The sequence below is a fragment of the Streptomyces europaeiscabiei genome, from assembly GCF_001550375.1.
In the GTDB taxonomy this organism is placed as follows: domain Bacteria; phylum Actinomycetota; class Actinomycetes; order Streptomycetales; family Streptomycetaceae; genus Streptomyces; species Streptomyces europaeiscabiei.
Genome location: NZ_LRTR01000482.1, coordinates 1 through 18,728, shown reverse-complemented (window position 1 = coordinate 18,728; position 18,728 = coordinate 1). Strand labels below are relative to the sequence as shown.

Genomic DNA, 18,728 nt, shown 5'->3' with positions numbered 1-18,728 from the left:
CCGCGCCCGCGCAACCGCACGGGCCACCGGCGGCCCGGCCCACGTGACCCGCTCGGAGCCCGGCGGCCGGCCGATCCGACACCGTACGAGTCCGGCAACACGACCTCGTACGGCCCGGCGACTTCACCGCATCACCCCACGGGACACCGGCGGCCCGGCCCGCGTAGCCCCACGTGGAGGCTGCGGCCCGGCCCGCGTGACCCTCGCGGTTCGGCAACCCGGCCGGCGTGACCTCGTACGGCCCGGCAACGCCGCCCGACACCCCCGCGACCGCGCCCCGTCCTCCGCAGGACAAAGACCGGCTCACCCGTTTGAATGAACTCATGGCTGTTCGGCAGACGAGGGCAGGCCGCAGAAGCAGGATCCCGGGCGCGACGGCCCTGGCCTCGCTCCTGGCCCTCGGCGGTGCCCCGTACGGCATCGGCACCGCCTCCGCCGCGCCCCCGCCGCAGCCGCCGCCCCAGCTCACGCAGGAGGACGTCGACCGGGCGGTCGACGCCGTCGACGGCATCGTCGAACGCGGCATGGACCGGACCGGGGTGCCCGGCGTCGCGGTGGCCGTCGTGTACAAGGACCGGGTCGTCCACCTGGACGGCTACGGCAAGCGGCACGTCGGCCAGGACGGCCGGGTCGATCCGGACACCGTCTTCCAACTGGCGTCCCTCTCGAAGCCGCTGGCCTCGACCGTGGTCGCCGGGGCCGTCGGCGACAAGACCGTCGACTGGGACGACCCGGTGGCCGAACACCTCCCCGGCTTCGCCCTCAAGGACCCCTGGGTGACCGGCCACGTCACCGTGGCCGACCTCTTCTCCCACCGCAGCGGCCTGCCCGACCACGCCGGGGACCTCCTGGAGGACCTCGGCTACGACCGCGAGTACATCCTCGACCACCTGCGCCTGGAGCCGCTGACGCCGTTCCGCGCGAGCTACGCGTACACCAACTTCGGCGTCACCGCGGCGAGCCAGGCCGTCGCCGACGCAGCCGGGACGACCTGGGAGAAGCTCGCCGAGGACACCCTCTACAAGCCGGCCGGCATGGACGCCACCAGCTCCCGCTTCAGCGACTACGAGGGCGCGAACAACAAGGCCTTCGCCCACGTGCCCGGGGACGGAGCCGAGAGCGGGAACACCGGCGACTGGGAGGCGCGCCACGTACGGGACGCCGACGCCCAGTCCCCGGCCGGCGGCGCGAGCTCCACGGTCCGCGACCTCTCCCTCTGGCTGCGGCTCCAGCTCGCGAACGGCGAGCTGGACGGCGACCGGATCATCGCCGCCGACCCCCTCGAACGCACCCACCTCCCCGAGATCGTCTCCACCCCGCCCCCCGCACCGGCGGGCCGCGCCGGCTTCTACGGCCTCGGCTGGAACGTCTCCTACGACGACCTCGGCCGCCTCCGCCTCAGCCACTCGGGCGCCTTCGCCCTCGGCGCCAACACCAACGTCACGATGGTGCCCGGCGAACAGCTCGGCATCGCCGTCCTCACCAACGGCGCGCCCGTCGGCCTCGCGGACGCCGTCTCCCTCGACTTCCTCGACACGGCCCAGCACGGCAAGTCGACCGAGGACTGGCTGGACCTGGCCGGCCGGCTCTACGAGCAGGAGACCCAGGAGTCCCGCTCCCCCACCGACTACTCCAAGCCCCCGGACGACGCCTCCGACGCCCGCGCCGACTCCACCTACACGGGCACCTACGCCAACCCGTACTTCGGCCCCCTCACGGTCACCGAGACCAACGGCGACCTGACCATGCGCCTCGGCCCGAAGCCCATGACCTTCCGCCTGACCCACTACGCGGGCGACACGTTCCACTTCGAGACGGTGGGCGAGAACGCGAGCGGCCCGTCGGGCGTCACCTTCAAGGGCGACGAGAACGGCAGGGCGACATCGGTGACGATCGAGGCGCTCGACGAGAGTGGGCTGGGGACGTTCAGACGGTCGTGAGTACGTCCACCAGCCGGGCCAGCGCGTCCGCGAGCACCCCGACCCCCGGCCCCGCCGCCCCGCCCGGCTCGGTCATGTAGACGTCCCGGCGGATCTCGATCATCAGGGCGGTCACCCGCGGGTCGTGCCCGTAGTACTTCAGCGGGACGTACGCGCCCCCGAAGGGACTGTCGACGCCGGTGCCACCGAACCCGGCGAACGCCTCCTCGGCGGCGGCCGTCAGGTCGGCCGGGGTGTGGAAGGGGTCGGTGCCCAGGCAGACGGGCGGGCGGGGACCGTCGCCGTGGAGTTCGTAGGGCAGGGGCTCACTCGGATACGAGTGGACGTCGACGATCACGGCCCGGCCCACCGCCGCCAGCCGGTCGGTCACGGCATCGGTCATGGCGGCGGCGTAGGGATGGAAGTAGCGGTCGATGAGCGACTGCCCGCCACCCAACGAGTGCCCACTGTCCAGCGGCTGCCCGCCACCGAGCGACTGCCCGCTACTCCCGCTACCCGGCGGTTGTCCGTCGCCGAACGTTTCTCCGTCGCCGAACGGCAGGCCGTCGCCGAGCAGCAGGCCGTCCCGTCCCGCCGGGCGGAGCACCTCCCCGTGCGTGGTCCTCGTGTAGACCGCCCCCATCCCCACCGCCAGCATCTCCTCCCGCTCGTCCGGGAACCGCTCGGGGTCGACCACGAGCCGGGACAGCTGATTCACGAACCTCCAGGGACCCACGGCCGACCGCTCGGCGGCCCGCTCCGCGATGCGGTCCGTGTACGCGTCGGTGATGTGGTCCAACTCCCGCTCCAGCGCGGCGTCGTCGAGCACGATCCCGTCCCGTACGCCCGCCGGGATCACCCGTGAACCATGCGGCACATGCAGCAGTACGGGCGACTCGGGCGCACCCGGGAGAAGCCGGTAGGAGGGCGACGCGTCGTTCATCCGGGGATCCTCGCACAGGGCCGCCGACGCGCCCGGCGGCGAGGGTCACCGACGCACCCACCACCGCCCCGAACCCCCTCACTCCGCTGTCATGGCCCCAACTACCCACCCTTGAATCGATCGTGAGGATTTGGGCTCGCCCCGGACACGGTCGCGTGACACGTGCGACACAGGCCTCCCCTAATTTCTGTCGCCCGACAGGAATTCGCGCCGCTGGTGCGCGAATGCTCGCGCCGCTTGTGCGAAAGCAGGTTGCCGCCATGACGAGCACCGCCTCCGAAGTCCGTCCGGAGCCACCCCACTCCCCCGACGACCGTTCCCTGACCGAGTTCGGCTACCACCAGGAACTGCACCGCAGCCTGCGCGGGTACGCCTCGTTCGCCGCCGGTTTCTCCTTCATCTCGGTCCTCACGACCGTCTTCCAGTTCTTCGCCTTCGGGTACGCGTTCGGCGGCCCCGTCTTCTTCTGGACCTGGCCGGCGGTGCTGATCGGCCAGCTGCTGGTGGCCGCGTGCTTCGCGGAGCTGGCGGCGCGATACCCGATATCGGGCGCGATCTATCAGTGGTCGTCCCGCCTGTCCAACCCGACGTTCGGCTGGTTCGCCGGCTGGATCATGGTGATCGGGCAGATCGTGGTGGTCGCGGCGGCCGCGCTCGCGCTGCAGATGGTGATGCCCGCGATCTGGTCGGGCTTCCAGATCGTGGGCGGCGACCCGACGCCCACCACGGCGACGGGCGCGGCGAACGCGGCCGTCCTGGGCGTGCTCCTGCTGGCCCTGACCACGTTCGTGAACGTCCTCGACAACCGGGTGCTGTCCGTGGTCAACCGGGTCGGCGTGACCGCCGAGATCATCGGCGCGATCCTGATCGTCGTCCTCCTTCTCACCCACGCCGAGCGCTCCCCCGGCATCACCTTCCACACGGCCGAGGGCAGCACCGACCTCCTCGGCGCCCTGCTGGTGGGCTCGTTCATGGCGGCGTACGTGATGATCGGGTTCGACAGCGCGGGCGAGATGAGCGAGGAGACCCACCACCCCCGCCGCACCGCGCCCCGCACGATCCTCACGGCACTCGGCGCAGCCGGCCTGCTCGGCGGTCTCCTCGTCCTGGCCGGTCTGCTCGCCGCGCCCAGCCTCACCGACGGCAGGCTGGGCGTGGACGGCCTGAGCTACGTGCTGACCAGCAGCCTCGGCGACGGAGTGGGCCGCTTCCTGCTCGCCGACGTGGTGGTGGCGATCACCGTGGCCACGCTCGCGATCCAGACGTCGGCCTGCCGCATGCTCTTCTCGATGGCCCGCGACGACCGGCTCCCCTTCGCCGGGCGGCTCGCCAGGGTCAACCCGCGCACGGGCATGCCCACCGCCCCCGCCCTGGTCGTCGGCGTCCTCGCCGCCGCTCTGCTACTCCTCAACTTCGCCTCGCCGGAGGCGTTCCTGGCCATCGGCACCACCTGCATCGTGATGCTGTATCTGGCGTACGCGATGGTCACCGGCCCGCTCCTGGTACGGCGCCTGAAGGGCACCTTCCCCTCCGCCGGCACCGACGAGACCGGCAAGCCCCTCTTCTCCCTCGGCCGCTGGGGCATCCCCGTCAACGCCCTCGCCCTCCTCTACGGCCTCTTCATGACCGCCAACCTGGCCTGGCCCCGCGCCGAGGTCTACGACCCCGCGGGCGGCCACTGGTACTTCCAGTGGTTCACCCTCCTGTTCCTGCTCGCCACGGTGGCCCTCGGCCTCCTCCACCACCTGACCCGGGCACGCCGGGCGCGCTCTGCGGCCAAAGCCGCTCCGGCGCCGCCGGATCAACCCTGAAAATCGAACAGGCTGATCGAAACAGGGGACATCTCCAGCCATCCTGCGTATCATTCATGACAAATTTTCAACCGAATGCGCCCCTTATGTGCCGCAGTACGCTTGCCGTACGCCCCTTCACGGCGCCCGGCCGTCGCCCGCACCCTGGGATTGCAGCCAGAAGTGGGGACTTCTTGCGGAGGCTCGGACTATGGCGACAAGTGGCGTTGCGGTCTCGACAGTTACCCCGGACACGCTCGCTTGGAAGGGCTCTGTACAGGAGGCTCTGGAGCAGCTCTCAGGCGCGAAGGGGACTCAGGAACTGCTGCATCGTTCGCACGGGCTCTGGTGCGGACCGGACTGTGATCGCGGTACCACTTGTTCGTTCCTGCACTACCCGCGGAGCCCGGCGAAGCCCGTCCGTCCCGCGACCACGAGGTCCCGTTACAACAAGCAGACCGCTCACCTGTACGCCGTCATGGGTGAGCACGGGTACGCCGGCCCGGTGGCCCAGTGCCACGAGGTGAACGTGTGGCCGCTGCTGGAGAAGGTCACGGAACGGTGGGACGAGGTACAGGGACGAGGCGGCAGAACTCCCGAGCACTACGCCGACTGGACGAAGAAGCGTGACACCAAGGCCGCCGACACGGTGTCACGCGCCTGCCGGGACACCCTCCAGTGGATGGCCTGCTGGTGCGGTGAGCGATTCGACGCGGACCCGCTGGGGCTCCACTACATAGCCTTCGCCACCATCATCGACGACATCTGCATACCCCCGCTCGACCTGGTCGAGGGCCGCTTTCGCATGTACGGCCGGTCCGTCCCCGACCTGGTGCGGGCGATGGACACGGCCGGCTGGGGGCGCGACGCGGTCCACGCGCTGCTGTCGCTGGTCCGGCAGGCCATCTTCCAGTACGCGGAGAAGATGGACTTCCGGCCGGGGGACGAGCACGTCGGGCTCCAGGACGCGCTGAACGACTCGCCGAACATGTGGGACGGGGTCATGTTCCGGGGCAACACCGGCAACGCGTACGGGACCGCCATCATGGTGGCCCGGAACAGCGCGACGGGACCCGTGTCCTTCCCCTGGCTCATGGACAGCGCGATCTGCGACTGCCTCTCCATGGATCTGTGCAAGTCGACGCTCGGCATCTACGCGGCGGACGACCACCAGCCGACGTCGAGCAAACACCGGGCGGAGGAGCGGAAGGCCAGCTACCGGTCGATCTACCTCGACCTCATAGACGACCTGGTCTTCACCGGCGCACCCGAGCCACTGGTCCACTTCGGCCGCAGCGGTTTCCTCTTCGTGCAGATCCAGGACCGGTACCAGGAGCGCCGCCAGGGCAAGCGATTCCCGCTGGCGCCGCCGATGGTCCGCGAGCTCGAACGGCTCTTCGGCGAGGTACCGACGGACGAATGGCTCGACCAGGCGTTCACCGCGGCGAACCGTCTCCGCCTCGCCGGGGTGCACGGTCCCACCCGCACGCCGGACGTCGAGCAGCCGCACCGCCTCCGCCCGAGCGGGCGACAGGACCCGCAGACCACACGGCTCCTCGCCTGAACAAGCGTGCCGGTCCGGGCCGCGGCCGCTCGTATGCTTGATCGTGATGAGACGCCGTACCCCGTCCCCGCCCTCTCCCCTGCCGCAGCGCGAAGGGGTGGATCCGGTGCGGGTGCGGTTGCCGGCCGGGGAAGCGTGGGCGACCGTACGGGATCACCTCGTGGCGCGGCTCTCGGCCGGGGCCGGGGTGATCGACGCGATGCTCGACGCGGGGCTGATCGTGGACGTCACCGGGCGTCCGGTGCCACGGGACATGGCGTACGTGCCGGGCATGTCCGTGTGGTTCCACCGGGAGCTGCCCGCCGAGGAGCGGGTGCCCTTCGCGATCGACGTGCTGTACCGGGACGAGCACGTGGTGGTCGCCGACAAGCCGCACTTCCTGGCCACCACCCCCCGCGGCAGTCATGTCACCGAGACGGCCCTGGCCCGGCTGCGCAGGGAGCTGGGCATCCCGACGCTCGGCGCGGCGCACCGGCTGGACCGGCTCACCGCCGGGGTGCTGCTGTTCACCGTGCGCCCCGCCGAACGCGGCGCGTACCAGTCGCTGTTCCGGGACCGACGGGTGAGGAAGGAGTACGAGGCGGTCGCCCCGTACGACCCGGCGCTGGTCCTGCCCCGCACCGTGCGCAGCCGGATCGTCAAGGAGCGCGGGGTCATGGCGGCCTACGAGGTCGAGGGAGAGCCGAACGCCGTCAGCCGGGTCGAGTTGCTGGACCACCGGGACGGGCGTGCCCGGTACCGGCTGGTGCCGAGTACCGGGCAGACGCATCAACTGCGAGTGCACATGAGCGCGTTGGGGGTGCCGATCCTCGGCGATCCCCTCTATCCGGTTCTCACCCCGCCCGTGCCGGCCGGTGACTTCCGGCGTCCGCTCCAACTGCTGGCGCGGAGCCTGGAGTTCACCGACCCGGTCACGGGGTTCGCGCACCGGTTCGTCAGCCCGCGCGTGCTGCGGGCCTGGTCCTCGTACGAGGAGTGGGCGGCGTAGCCCGGGTAGGGGGTGCGGGCGGCGCGGTCCTGGCGCCCGGTGGGCTCAGTTGCCGCCGAACCAGCGCACGATGCGTCGGAACAGGCCTGGCCGGCGGGCCGGTTCGGGCTGCGGAGCGGGCACGGCCGCCGCAGCGGGTTCCGGGGTGACGGCCTGCGGCAGTTGCGTGCCGCCCCGCCGCTGCTGCGGGGGCTTCGGCGGCACCGGCCTGACGGCGGGCCGCTGCATGACGTCCTGCGGGGGCCGCGGCACGAACGTCACCGGCAGTTCCACCAGGTGCCGGTTGGAGATGGACTCCCGCCACCGCAGCTCGTCCTCCGGGCAGGCGAGCTGGACGTCCGGAACACGGGTCAGCAGCGCGTCGACGCCCACGTCGGCGATGGCGCGGCCGATGTCCTGGCCCGGGCACTCGTGAGGGCCGCCGCCGAAGGCCAGGTGCGAGCGGTTGCCCTGCATGTTGGCCTTGAGGTCGGGCCGGACGCGGGGGTCGACGTTGCCCGGCGCCATGCCGAGGAGCAGCCCGTCGCCCTTGCGGATGCGCTGGCCGCCCAGCTCGGTCTCCTGCTTGGCGAAGTAGGCGAAGACGGTGCTGAACGGCGGTTCGTCCCACAGGGACTGCTCGACCGCCTCGGGCACGGTCATCTGACCGCCCTTCAGCTGGGCGCGGAAACCGGGATCGGTGAGCACCACGCGCAGCACGTTGGCGAGGAGGTTGGCGGTGGCCTCGTAGGCGGCGAGGAGCACCACGCGCAGATGTTCCCTGACCTCGTCGTCGGTGAGCCCGGCCGGGTGCGTGATGAGGTGGCTGGTGAAGTCCTCCTGGGGCTGGGCGCGGCGGCGCGCGGTGAGCCGGTCGAGAACCTCCATGACGTAGGCGTGGCTGACGAGCGCGGTCTCACTGCCCTTCAGGCAGTCACGGGCGGCGTGCACCAGCCGTTCGTCGTACTCGTCGGGCATGCCGAGGATCTCGCACATCACCGCCATCGGCAGGTGTTCGGCGAACTGGCCGACCAGGTCGGCGCTGCCGTCCTCGCAGAACTTGTTGACGAGGTGCTGGGTCGCGCGGTTGATGTAGCGGCGGATGCCCCGGTGGTCGATGGTCGACATGGCGCCGGTGACCGCGCCGCGCAGCCGCAGGTGCTCGTCGCCCTCGGCGTGGGCGCAGATGGGCTGCCAGGCGAAGTGCGGCATGAGGGGGTGGTCGGGCTTGACGGTGCCCTCCCGCATGGGGGACCACAGCCGGGTGTCCTTGCAGAACTGCGACGGCGTACTCACCATGTGCAGGTTCTCGCCGTGCCCGAGCACCACCCAGATCGGCACGTCGTCGTGGAGCAGCGCGGGGGCCACCGACCCGTGCTCCGCACGCAGATTCTCGTACACGGCTCCCAGGTCCTCCGCCTCGGGGCCGTAGAGCCGGCGCAGTCCGCCGGGGCCCGTGCCGTGGGCGGGGCAACCGGGGGGAGGCGCGAGCGTGGGGTCGTCCGTGCCGGTGAGGGAGTTTGGTTCAGGCGTCACGGTGATCGCTTTCGAACTGAGGTGGATCCGGTGTCCGGATGTCGTTGGGGTCCTACGGGACGTACGGGCCGTACGAGGCTCAGGCGCGGGTCATGACGACGCCGCCCCCGATGCCGCCGCTCCCGACGCAGCCCCCGACATGGCCAGGGAGTGCAGGAAGGTCATGAGGGTCATCAGGACGTCACGGCTGGACGCCCGGCGGCGCGCGTCGCAGCGGAGGATCGGGATCTCCCGGGCGAGGTCGAGGGCCTGACGCATTTCCTCGATGTCGTAGCGGGGCGCGTCGGGGAAGTCGTTGACCGCCACGACGAAGGGCACACCGCGCTCCTCCAGGCGGCCCATGACGTCGAAGCTGACCTCCAGCCGACGGGTGTCGACCAGGACGACCGCACCGAGGGCGCCCTCGAACAGGCCGTTCCACAGGAACCAGAAGCGCTCCTGTCCGGGGGTGCCGAACAGGTAGAGCACCAGCTCGTCCGTGACGCTGATACGGCCGAAGTCCATGGCCACGGTGGTGGCCGTCTTGGACTTGGAGCCGAAGTTGTCGTCGACCCCGATACCGGCCTGCGTCATGGTCTCCTCGGTCGTCAGCGGCCTGATCTCGCTGACGGACCCCACCATGGTCGTCTTGCCGACGCCGAAACCGCCCACGATCACGATCTTCGCCGCGGCCTGCGCGGTGTGCGGCAGGTGGTCCTCGGTCCGTGGACCCGTGATGGTGTCAGAGCTTTTGAAGTCCATGCATCACCGCTTCGAGGAGGGAACGGTCTGCCCGCGCCTGCCGGACGACCGGTGCGCGTGCCTGTACCAGTTCGGCCGTCAGCAGCTCGGTGAGCAGGACGGTCACCACGCTGATCGGCAGGTTGAGGTAGGCCGAGATCTCGGCCACGGACAGGGGTGCCTGGCAGATCCGGAGCAGCGCCGACTGTTCCGGAGCGGCGGACGGCGGTGGATCGGCGCGCGCCACGATTAACGTGACGAGGTCGATCGGGGCTCGCTCGCCGTCCTCGCCGGTGAGGATGTAGAGCCGCTCGGGTGGGCGCCCCCCCGTCTCGCTCGTTTCGCTCGTGGGGTCGTCCTGGGGCGGCGGCGGGGGAGGCGGTTCGTGCTCGTGCTTGGGCTGGCGCCGCTGGCGGCGGGGAGGAGTCATACGGTCTGCCCGTTCCGCCGCGGCGGACTGGTGAGGTGGGAGCCGATCCGGTCGACGAGGTCGCGCATGCGGTTGCTCATCAGTCCGGGTTCCGCGATCTCGTTGGCGAGCACCGCGAGATAGGCGTTGGAGCCGGCGGCCATCAGATAGAAGTAGCCGCCGTTGATCTCGATGATGACCATGCGCATGTGGCCGTCGCTCTGCGGGATCTCGTCGGCCACGGCGCCGGCCAGACTCTGCAGTCCCGCGCAGGCCGCGGCGACCCGGTCGGCGGCGTCCGGATCACCGCCGTGGCGGGCGATCCGCAGGCCGTCGGCGGAGAGCACGACGATCTGCTGGATGCCGGGTACGCCGTCGGCCAGATCCTTCAGCAGCCAGTCGAAATTGGCCCGTCGCTGGATCACTTGAGGTCCCCCTCGTCGTCGGCCTCGGTATGGGCCGGCTCGGTGTTCGCGGTACGTGCGGTGGACGCCGTCGGGTCGTCCGGATGGTTCCTGAAGGCGTTCGGGTCGGGGTCGCCCTTGAGTCCGGCCATGAACGCCTCGACCCACATGCCGGGCGGGGGCTGCTTCTTCTCCGGGTCGGGCTCCGGCTGCCACACCGGGGCGGCGGCCATGGCGGCCTCGGCCGCGGCCTCCGCGGCGGCGGCCTCGGCGTAGCGCTGGCTGAGCGGGATCTTGTTCCGGCTGCGGCGCTGCGGCAGGCCGTTGGCCGTCCACTCGGTGACGACGGGGACGTCGTCCTCCATGTCCTGGTCCCTGCCCTGGCCCCTGCCGCCCGTGTCCTCCGCGGAACTCGGGATCCGCGGTCCGGTGGTCGGGCGACGGCGCTTGGCCTTGCGGTTGGGGCCTTCGACACCACCGTTGTCCATGATCGTCACGGCGCCGGCGCCGATGCCGTGGGCCAGACCGGGGGCGGGTTCCTCGGTGAGCATGTCGCGCGGTACGACGACGACGGCGCGGACGCCGCCGTAGGCGGACGGCCGCAGCGAGATCTGCATGTTGTACATGGTCGACAGCCTGCCCACGACGGCGAGGCCGAGGCGCGGGGTGTCGCCCATGTCCTGCACGTCGATGCCCTGCTGGGCCTTGGCGAGCATGTCCTCGACCTTTTCGCGGGTCTCCTCGCTGAGGCTGATGCCACCGTCCTCGATCTCGATGGCGATACCGGTCTGCACCTCCACGGCGGTGACGTGCACCTTGGTGTGGGGCGGCGAGTAGCGGGTGGCGTTGTCCAGAAGTTCGGCGCAGGCGTGGATGACCGGTTCGACGGCCACGCCGTCGACGTTGACCTTGGCGATCGAGTCGAGCTCGATGCGGCGGTATTCCAGGATGCGGGACATGGCGCCGCGCAGGACGCTGTACAGCGGGACGGGCCGGGACCAGACGCGGCCGGGGCGGCCCCCGCCGAGCACGGCGATGGAGTCGGCGAGGCGGCCGATCAGGGCGGTGCCGTGGTCGATGCGCAGCAGGTCGTCGAAGACCTCGGGGTTGCGCCCGTGGTCCTCCTCCATCTCGCGGAGTTCGTTGTTCTGCTGGTGGACGATCGCCTGGACGCGGCGGGCGATGTTGACGAACGACCGCTGCGAGGAGTCGCGGACCGCGTCCTCGCGGTCGACGATGGTGAGCAGGATGCGCAGCAAGTCTCGCTGGGACTCGGGGAGTTCGCGCCACTCGGCGTCACCGTCGACGACGTGACGAATCACCTCTGCGGGGGATTCTCCGCCGCGCAGCCGGTACAGCGCGGCGGGCAGGATCTCCTTGCCCAGCCGGGTGAATTCCTGGTCGTGGGCGGTGATCCGCTGTTCGAGGAGGACGGTCCGCCGCTGCTGTTCGGCGCGCAGTTCGCGGACCGTACGACGGCCGCCGCGCACGGCGACGACGGCGACCACGATCAGCAGGAGCGTCGCGAGGGCTCCGCACAAGCCGACGGCGAGCCGGGCCGGCCCCGTCATCAGGGAGACGGTGGTCCCGGTCGCCGCGGCCATCAGTATCGCCGGTAGTGGCAGCACGCGCGCGTAGGGAAGTTCACGGCCACCGGGAGGCGATTGAACACTCACCATGTATGCCCTCTAAAGACAGATCGGCTGAAGGTCGGGGTAGTTGCGGGGAGTTGCTGGAGCTTGCTCGGGTTCATCCGGGAAACAAACTGGATCTTCGGTATTTTTTGGAACAAGCGCCCGAATACACCTCAACTCGGTGCGCTGCGGGCGAGCTTAGTCCGACCGGATCATCGCTGTGTCATATTCAGCAACCGCCTGAAATCACCCTCGGGACAGGAGTACGCTCTGGTGATTTACACGCAGGAGCGTCATTCGAACACGTTGCGTGACGGCGTACAGGCGTGCGGAAATCGACTCTTGACAGAGTGAATCGACGCCGGAGGCGGCCTGCCCGGGGCGCTCTTCCTCAGACGCCGACGATGCGCAGCGCGGCGTCCGCCGTCGCCTCGGCGAAGGCGGAGACGGGGCGGTCGGGGTCCGAGCGGTGGACGAGGATGACGCCCTCGATCAGCCCGAAGACGAGATCCGTCCGCAGATCCAGCTCGTTCTTGGCCAGCGCACCGCCCGCGGCCGTGGCCGCGATCAACTGCCGGTACGCGTCCTTGAGTTCGGCCCGTACGGCATGGAAGCCGGCGAAGCGTTCGGTGCGGACCTCCGGGAGGAGGTAGAGCCCGCCGAGGTTGTGCGGACCGCCGCACAGAAGGGCGACATCGGCGCGGCACAGCTCCCGGAGCCGCTCCTCGGCGCGGGCGCCGTCCCGGGCGAGGAGTTCACGGGCGTACGCGAGCGACGGGGTGACCGTGGACTCCAGCAGCTCGGCGAGCAGCTCCTCCTTGCCGGAGACGTAGTGGTACATGGACGCCTGCCGCATACCGGCGCGCTCGGCGAGGGCCCGGGTGGTGGTGGCCGCGTAGCCCCGTGTCGTGAACAACTCGGCGGCGGCCGAGCGCAGTTCGTCGCGGGGCGACAGTCCGCTCTCGGGCCGCCCTTCGGCCCGGGGCCTGCCGACCCGCCGCCCACCGGTGCCGCCCGCGCTTCCCATGTGTTCGATCCTCGCACACGGCACCCGCGCGTCCGCTGTGACCGGTCGCACGGTTCCCCGGCCCCCTGACGAGGCACGACCATCGTGAGGGGTCGGTAACTGCCCCGCAACGCCAGGGACATGGCGACGACCCGCCCCGCCCCTAATTTCTGTCGCACGACAGAAATACAGCCGCACCCGGAGGTCCCACGATGGCGACATCGACGACGTACGGAGCACGCGACCACGCCCGCGCACAGGAGGGCGCCCGGGCCGAGGCGATGCCCGTGGTGCCCGCGAGCCGCTGGCCGACCCCACCCTGCGAGGCGGAGCGTCTGGTGTGGGCGGAGACGGTGGCGGGCGGCAACTACACCCACAGGGTGCTCGCCCGGGGCACCGAGTTCCGCCTCACCGACCTGCGCGGCGACGCGTGCGCGCATCTCCTCCTGCACCACGCCGACCGTCCCTGGGAACGGCTGAACGTCGCCGACACCGTCAAGGTCCAGTGGAACGCCTACCTGGGCGAGGGCGTCCTGCTCCTGTCCGACCAGGGCCGCGTCCTCGCCTCGGTCGTCGCGGACACCTCCGGCCGCCACGACGCGCTGTGCGGCACCTCCACCCTCGTACGCAACACCGAGCGGTACGGGGACGGCACCCCGCAGTCCCCCTCGCCCGCCGGACGCGAGCTGTTCAAGCTGGCCGCCGCCAAGAACGGCCTCGAACCCCGGGACCTCCCGCCCTCGCTCTCGTTCTTCCAGGGCGTGGAGGTGCACGAGGACGGCACCCTCGGCTTCACCGGCTCCGCCGGTCCCGGCGGAGCCGTGACCCTGCGCGCCGAGCAGGACGTGACCGTACTGATCGCCAACGTGCCGCACCCGGCCGACCCGCGCCCCGACTACGTCAGCACCCCGCTGGAGGTGCTCGCCTGGCGCGCCGGGCCGACCCGGCCCGGCGACCCTCTGTGGGACGCCACCCCCGAGGGCCACCGCGCCTTCCTCAACACCGCCGAGTTCATCGCCGCGAGGGAGACCGCATGAAGACCGTGACTTCGGTGAAGACCGTCACCTCGGTGAAGACCGTCGTTCCGGCCAGGGCCGCCTGGTCGTCCGTGATACGCGCCGGTGAGACGCTCACCCTCACCGATCTGCACGGCAACCAGGCCGTCGACTTCCTCGTGTACGACGCCCACGACACCTCCGTGCGCTACAGCGCACCCGACACCATCCACGCGCAGGGCGGCATCTTCCTCACCACCGGCAGCGTGCTGATGTCCAACGAGCACACCCCGCTGATGACCGTGGTCGCCGACGACGTGGGCCGCCACGACACGGTCGGCGGCGCCTGCTCCAAGGAGTCGAACACCCTGCGGTACGGACACCACACCTGGTCGCAGCACGCCTGCGTGGACAACTTCCTCGCGGAGGGCGCCCGGCACGGCCTCGGCAAGCGCGACCTCGTGTCGAACATCAACTGGTACATGAACGTGCCGGTCGAGAAGGACGGCACCCTCGGCATCGTCGACGGCATCTCCGCCCCGGGTCTCGCCCTGACCCTGCGCGCCGAGTGCGACGTGCTCGTCCTGGTCTCCAACTGTCCCCAGATCAACAACCCCTGCAACGGCTTCGACCCGACGGCGGTGGAGATGACGATCACCGGAGCCGGCGCATGACCTTCGACACCCTGCTGGTCGCCAACCGCGGCGAGATCGCCGTCCGCATCATCCGCGCCGCCCGCGAACTGGGCCTGCGGACGGTCGCCGTGTACTCCGACGCCGACCGCGCCGCAGCCCACGTCCGGCTCGCCGACGAGGCGGTACGGCTCGGCCCCGCGCCCGCGAAGGAGTCGTACCTCGACGCGGACCTGATCCTGAAGGCGGCCAAGGACACGGGCGCGGGCGCCGTCCACCCCGGCTACGGCTTCCTCTCCGAGGACGCGGCCTTCGCCCGCCGCTGCGAGGACGCGGATCTCGTGTTCGTCGGCCCCACCCCCGACCAGCTGGAACTGTTCGGCGCCAAGCACACCGCACGGGAGGCCGCCGAGGCCGCGGGCGTCCCGCTCCTGCCCGGCACCGACCTGCTGCCCTCGCTCGCCGAAGCCCTCGACCACGCCTCGGCCATCGGCTACCCGGTGATGCTCAAGGCCACCGGCGGAGGCGGCGGTATCGGCATGTCGGCCTGTCGCTCCGCCGCCGAACTGACCGAGTCCTGGGAGCGGGTGCAGCGCGTCGCCGCCGCCTCCTTCTCCTCCGCAGGCGTCTACCTCGAACGCCTCGTCGAGCGGGCCCGCCATGTCGAGGTGCAGGTCTTCGGCGACGGCGACGGCCTCGTCGTCACCTTCGGCGACCGCGACTGCTCCCTCCAGCGCCGCAACCAGAAGGTCGTCGAGGAGGCCCCGGCCCCCGGCCTCCCCGACCATGTGCGCGAGCGGCTGACCGCCTCCGCCCGCGACCTGTGCGCGAGCGTCGAGTACCGCTCCGCCGGAACCGTCGAGTTCGTCTACGACGCCGCCCGCGAGGAGGCGTACTTCCTGGAGGTCAACGCCCGCCTCCAGGTGGAACACCCGGTCACCGAGGAGATCTACGGCGTCGACCTCGTCGCCTGGATGCTGCGCCTGGCCCGCGGCGACTCCGCCGTCGTCCAGGCCCCGGCGCAACCCCGCGGCCACGCCGTCGAGGCCCGGATCTACGCCGAGGACCCCTCCCGTGCGCACCGGCCGAGCGCGGGCCTGCTGACCCGGGTCGAGTTCCCGCCGGGCGTCCGCGTGGACGGCTGGGTCGAGACGGGCACCGAGATCACGACCTCGTACGACCCGCTGCTCGCCAAGGTCGTCGCGCACGGCTCCGACCGCGCCCACGCCCTGCGCCGGCTGGACGAGGCGCTGGCCTGGGCCCGGGTCGACGGCATCGAGACGAACCTGGGCCTGGTACGGGCGGCCCTCGACGACCCGGACTTCCGCCGGGCCGCCCACTCCACGGCCACCCTCGCGACCGTGACCGACCCGACCTCCCGCGTCGAGGTCGTCTCCGGCGGCACCCTCACCACCGTCCAGGACTGGCCCGGCCGCAGGGGCTACTGGCAGGTCGGCGTCCCGCCCTGCGGCCCCATGGACGACCTCTCCTTCCGCCTCGGCAACCGGGCCCTCGGCAACCCCGAGGGCGCCCCCGGTCTCGAATGCACTCTCCAGGGGCCGTCCCTCCGCTTCACCCACGCCACCACGGTCTGTGTGTCGGGCGCCCCCGCCCAGGTGACCGTGGACGGCTCACCGGTCGCGCAGTGGGAGCCGGTGACGGTACCCGCCGGAGCCGTCCTGGCCGTCGGCGCCCCCACGGAACACGGGCTGCGCACCTACGTCCTCTTCGCGGGCGGCGGCCTGGACGTCCCGTCGTTCCTCGGCAGCGCGGCCACCTTCACCCTGGGCCGCTTCGGCGGCCACGGCGGCCGGGCACTGCGGACCGGCGACGTGCTGCACGGCGGAGAGGTCACAGCCGCGGGCCGCCCGGTCCCGCCAAGGGCCCGCCCGCCGTTCACCTCCTCCTGGCAGGTGGCCGCCCTCGAAGGCCCGCACGCGGCACCGGAGTTCTTCACCGAGGAGGACATCCACGAGTTCTACGCGGCCGACTGGAAGGTCCACTTCAACTCGGCCCGCACCGGCGTACGGCTGGTCGGCCCCAAGCCCCGCTGGGCCCGTTCCGACGGCGGCGAGGCCGGCCTGCATCCCTCCAACATCCACGACACCCCGTACTCGGTCGGCGCCGTCGACTACACCGGCGACATGCCGGTCCTCCTGGGCCCCGACGGCCCCTCCCTCGGCGGCTTCGTCTGTCCGGCCACCGTCGTCTCCAGCGAGCGCTGGAAGCTCGGCCAGTTGCGCCCGGGGGACACGGTCCGCTTCCTTCCGGTGGCGGACGACGCCTCGCCCCGCCCCGCGATCGTCGACGGCGGCGTCCTGGCCCGCGACGGCGACGTGACCTACCGCCGCAGCGGCGACGACAACCTCCTCGTCGAGTTCGGCCCCATGCAACTCGACCTGGCGCTGCGCATGCGGGTGCACGCCCTGATGGAGGCGATCTCCGAAGCGTGCCTCGACGGCGTCACCGACCTCACCCCCGGCATCCGCTCCCTCCAGATCCAGACCACCCCGGCGGTCCTCCCACAGCCCGAACTCCTCGCCCGGGTACGGCAGATCGTGACGTCCCTCCCCCCGGCGGACGAACTGGTCGTCCCCTCCCGCACGATCCACCTCCCTCTCTCCTGGGACGACCCCGCGACCCGCGAGGCCATCGCCCGCTACATGGCGGGCGTCCGCGACGACGCGCCCTGGTGCCCCTGGAACATCGAGTTCATCCGGCGCGTCAACGGCCTGGACTCGGTGACCGACGTCTACGACACGGTCTTCGCCGCGGAGTACCTGGTGCTGGGCCTGGGCGACGTCTACCTGGGTGCCCCGGTCGCGACCCCGCTGGACCCCCGCCACCGCCTGGTGACGACGAAGTACAACCCGGCCCGCACCTGGACCGCCGAGAACTCGGTCGGCATCGGCGGCGCGTATCTGTGCGTCTACGGCATGGAGGGCCCCGGCGGCTACCAGTTCGTCGGCCGCACCACCCAGGTCTGGTCCCCGTGGCAGCAACGCGGCGCGTTCGAGCCCGGCTCCCCCTGGCTGCTCCGGTTCTTCGACCGCATCAAGTGGTACCTGGTGGACGCCGACGAACTACTGGCCCTCCGCGCGGACATCGTGTCGGGCCGCTTCGTGCCGCGCGTGGAGCACGGCACCTTCTCGCTGGCGGCGTACCGGACTTTCCTGGCCGAACACGCCGACTCCATAGCCGAGTTCAAGTCCAGGCAACAGACCGCCTTCGCGGCGGAGCGGGCGGCCTGGGAGGAGGCCGGCGAGTTCACGAGGGCGGAGGCGGTGTCCACCCCTCCGGCCGCCCCGGCTCAGGTGCACGTCCCCGAGGGCAGCCATCTGATCGAGGCCGAGTTCACAGCGTCGGTCTGGCAGGTGAACGTGCGGCCGGGCGACCGGGTGACCACCGGCCAGTCCCTGCTGACCCTGGAGGCGATGAAGATGGAGTCCCGCGTCCGCTCCCCCGTGGACGGCACAGTCGACCAGATCCTGACGAGCCCGGGCACCCAGGTGGACGCGGGCACCCCCCTGCTCATCCTGACTCCGGCCACCACCTAGCCCCGCCAGGGGCGCGGGGACCTGCGCGAGAAGCCCCACCGAACCCGCACCCGCCGACGACTCCGGCCCCCACCCCCCAAGGCGCCCAAGGGGGTCGAAGGGGCACAGCCCTGAGGGACGGGACGGGTAGGGGCGGCGGGGGCGAACACCCCACACACGCACCCCCTCCGCCCCGCAGCCGACCACAGCACCCACCCAGGAGCACAGATGCCACAGTCCCCCACCCCCACCCCCGCCCTCACCAGAGTCCGCATGGCCTACGCCCGTATCGGCGCCGTGAACCGCCCCGAGGTCTGGATCGACCTACGCCCCCAGCCCAACGTGGAGGCCGAAGCCCAGGCCATCGACGCCCGTCTGGCCGCCGGCGCCCACCTCCCCCTCGCCGGCCGCCTGTTCGCCGCGAAGGGCAACATCGACGTCCACGGCCTCCCCACGACCGCCGGCTGCCCGGCCTACGCGTACACCCCCGACGCCGACGCGCCCGTGGTCGCCCGCCTCCGCGAGGCCGGCGCCCTCGTCCTCGGCACCACCAACCTGGACCAGTTCGCCACGGGCCTCGTCGGCACCCGCTCCCCGCACGGCGCCGTCCGGGGCGCCCACGACCCGTCCCGCATCAGCGGCGGCTCCAGCTCCGGCTCGGCCGTGGCGGTGG

15 protein-coding genes are annotated in these 18,728 nt (G+C 71.5%); 8 read left to right on the top strand and 7 right to left on the bottom strand.

The genetic code is table 11. The annotated features are described in order from the left end of the window. Positions 1 to 323: 323 nt before the first annotated feature. A complete protein-coding gene (locus AWZ10_RS23465; protein ID WP_060891980.1) occupies positions 324 to 1,940 on the top strand; it encodes a serine hydrolase in 1,617 nt (538 codons plus the stop codon). Here AWZ10_RS23465 and AWZ10_RS47985 read toward each other — a convergent pair. Continuing rightward, positions 1,927 to 2,862 carry an N-formylglutamate amidohydrolase gene (locus AWZ10_RS47985; RefSeq protein WP_060891979.1) on the bottom strand — a complete coding sequence of 312 codons (936 nt, stop codon included), beginning with the start codon at positions 2,860 to 2,862 and terminating at the stop codon, positions 1,927 to 1,929. The genes AWZ10_RS23465 and AWZ10_RS47985 overlap by 14 nt on opposite strands. Before the next feature lie 260 nt (positions 2,863 to 3,122). On the opposite strand from AWZ10_RS47985, the gene AWZ10_RS23455 reads away from it, so the two are divergent. The 3 genes from AWZ10_RS23455 (at position 3,123) to AWZ10_RS23445 (ending at position 7,204) form a co-directional block, all read left to right on the top strand. Next, positions 3,123 to 4,673, top strand: coding sequence for an amino acid permease (locus tag AWZ10_RS23455; protein WP_060891978.1), 1,551 nt, complete (start codon positions 3,123 to 3,125; stop codon positions 4,671 to 4,673). A 457-nt stretch (positions 4,674 to 5,130) separates the two neighbouring features. After that, positions 5,131 to 6,216: a hypothetical protein gene (locus AWZ10_RS23450; protein ID WP_046705095.1), complete on the top strand. Its 1,086-nt coding sequence runs from the start codon at positions 5,131 to 5,133 to the stop codon at positions 6,214 to 6,216. Between the two features lie 46 nt (positions 6,217 to 6,262). Beyond that, complete coding sequence (locus AWZ10_RS23445) at positions 6,263 to 7,204, top strand: RluA family pseudouridine synthase (RefSeq protein WP_079104434.1); 942 nt, start codon at positions 6,263 to 6,265, stop codon at positions 7,202 to 7,204. A 45-nt stretch (positions 7,205 to 7,249) separates the two neighbouring features. On the opposite strand, the gene AWZ10_RS23440 is transcribed toward AWZ10_RS23445, so the two are convergent. From AWZ10_RS23440 to AWZ10_RS23415, 6 genes are all read right to left on the bottom strand, one after another. Further along, positions 7,250 to 8,719: a cytochrome P450 gene (locus tag AWZ10_RS23440; RefSeq protein ID WP_060891977.1), complete on the bottom strand. Its 1,470-nt coding sequence runs from the start codon at positions 8,717 to 8,719 to the stop codon at positions 7,250 to 7,252. A 90-nt stretch (positions 8,720 to 8,809) separates the two neighbouring features. Beyond that, positions 8,810 to 9,460 carry a GTP-binding protein gene (locus AWZ10_RS23435; RefSeq protein WP_060891976.1) on the bottom strand — a complete coding sequence of 217 codons (651 nt, stop codon included), beginning with the start codon at positions 9,458 to 9,460 and terminating at the stop codon, positions 8,810 to 8,812. Then, the gene (locus AWZ10_RS23430) at positions 9,441 to 9,869 is read right to left on the bottom strand and encodes a DUF742 domain-containing protein (protein ID WP_046705098.1); all 429 of its coding nucleotides are present in this window, start codon (positions 9,867 to 9,869) and stop codon (positions 9,441 to 9,443) included. The genes AWZ10_RS23435 and AWZ10_RS23430 overlap by 20 nt, the downstream gene beginning before the upstream one ends. After that, positions 9,866 to 10,273, bottom strand: a complete 408-nt coding sequence (locus AWZ10_RS23425; protein ID WP_037701766.1) for a roadblock/LC7 domain-containing protein — start codon at positions 10,271 to 10,273, stop codon at positions 9,866 to 9,868. Before AWZ10_RS23425 ends, AWZ10_RS23430 begins: the two co-directional genes overlap by 4 nt. Beyond that, positions 10,270 to 11,931, bottom strand: a complete 1,662-nt coding sequence (locus AWZ10_RS23420; protein ID WP_046705099.1) for a sensor histidine kinase — start codon at positions 11,929 to 11,931, stop codon at positions 10,270 to 10,272. Before AWZ10_RS23420 ends, AWZ10_RS23425 begins: the two co-directional genes overlap by 4 nt. Positions 11,932 to 12,277: 346 nt before the next feature. Further along, positions 12,278 to 12,913 (bottom strand): TetR/AcrR family transcriptional regulator, encoded by a 636-nt coding sequence (locus tag AWZ10_RS23415; protein ID WP_046705100.1) that lies wholly within the window; start codon positions 12,911 to 12,913, stop codon positions 12,278 to 12,280. Between the two features lie 191 nt (positions 12,914 to 13,104). Here AWZ10_RS23415 and AWZ10_RS23410 point away from each other — a divergent pair, with 191 nt between their 5' ends. From AWZ10_RS23410 to AWZ10_RS23395, 4 genes are all read left to right on the top strand, one after another. After that, on the top strand, positions 13,105 to 13,929 hold the full coding sequence (locus AWZ10_RS23410) for an urea amidolyase associated protein UAAP1 (protein WP_046705101.1): 825 nt from the start codon (positions 13,105 to 13,107) through the stop codon (positions 13,927 to 13,929). Next, complete coding sequence (locus tag AWZ10_RS23405) at positions 13,926 to 14,561, top strand: urea amidolyase associated protein UAAP2 (protein WP_046705102.1); 636 nt, start codon at positions 13,926 to 13,928, stop codon at positions 14,559 to 14,561. The genes AWZ10_RS23410 and AWZ10_RS23405 overlap by 4 nt, the downstream gene beginning before the upstream one ends. Then, positions 14,558 to 18,076 carry a 5-oxoprolinase/urea amidolyase family protein gene (locus AWZ10_RS23400; protein WP_060891975.1) on the top strand — a complete coding sequence of 1,173 codons (3,519 nt, stop codon included), beginning with the start codon at positions 14,558 to 14,560 and terminating at the stop codon, positions 18,074 to 18,076. Before AWZ10_RS23405 ends, AWZ10_RS23400 begins: the two co-directional genes overlap by 4 nt. Positions 18,077 to 18,283: 207 nt before the next feature. Continuing rightward, positions 18,284 to 18,728, top strand: a 445-nt coding sequence (locus AWZ10_RS23395) for an amidase family protein (RefSeq protein WP_244172535.1), incomplete at its 3' end; no start/stop codon positions are given.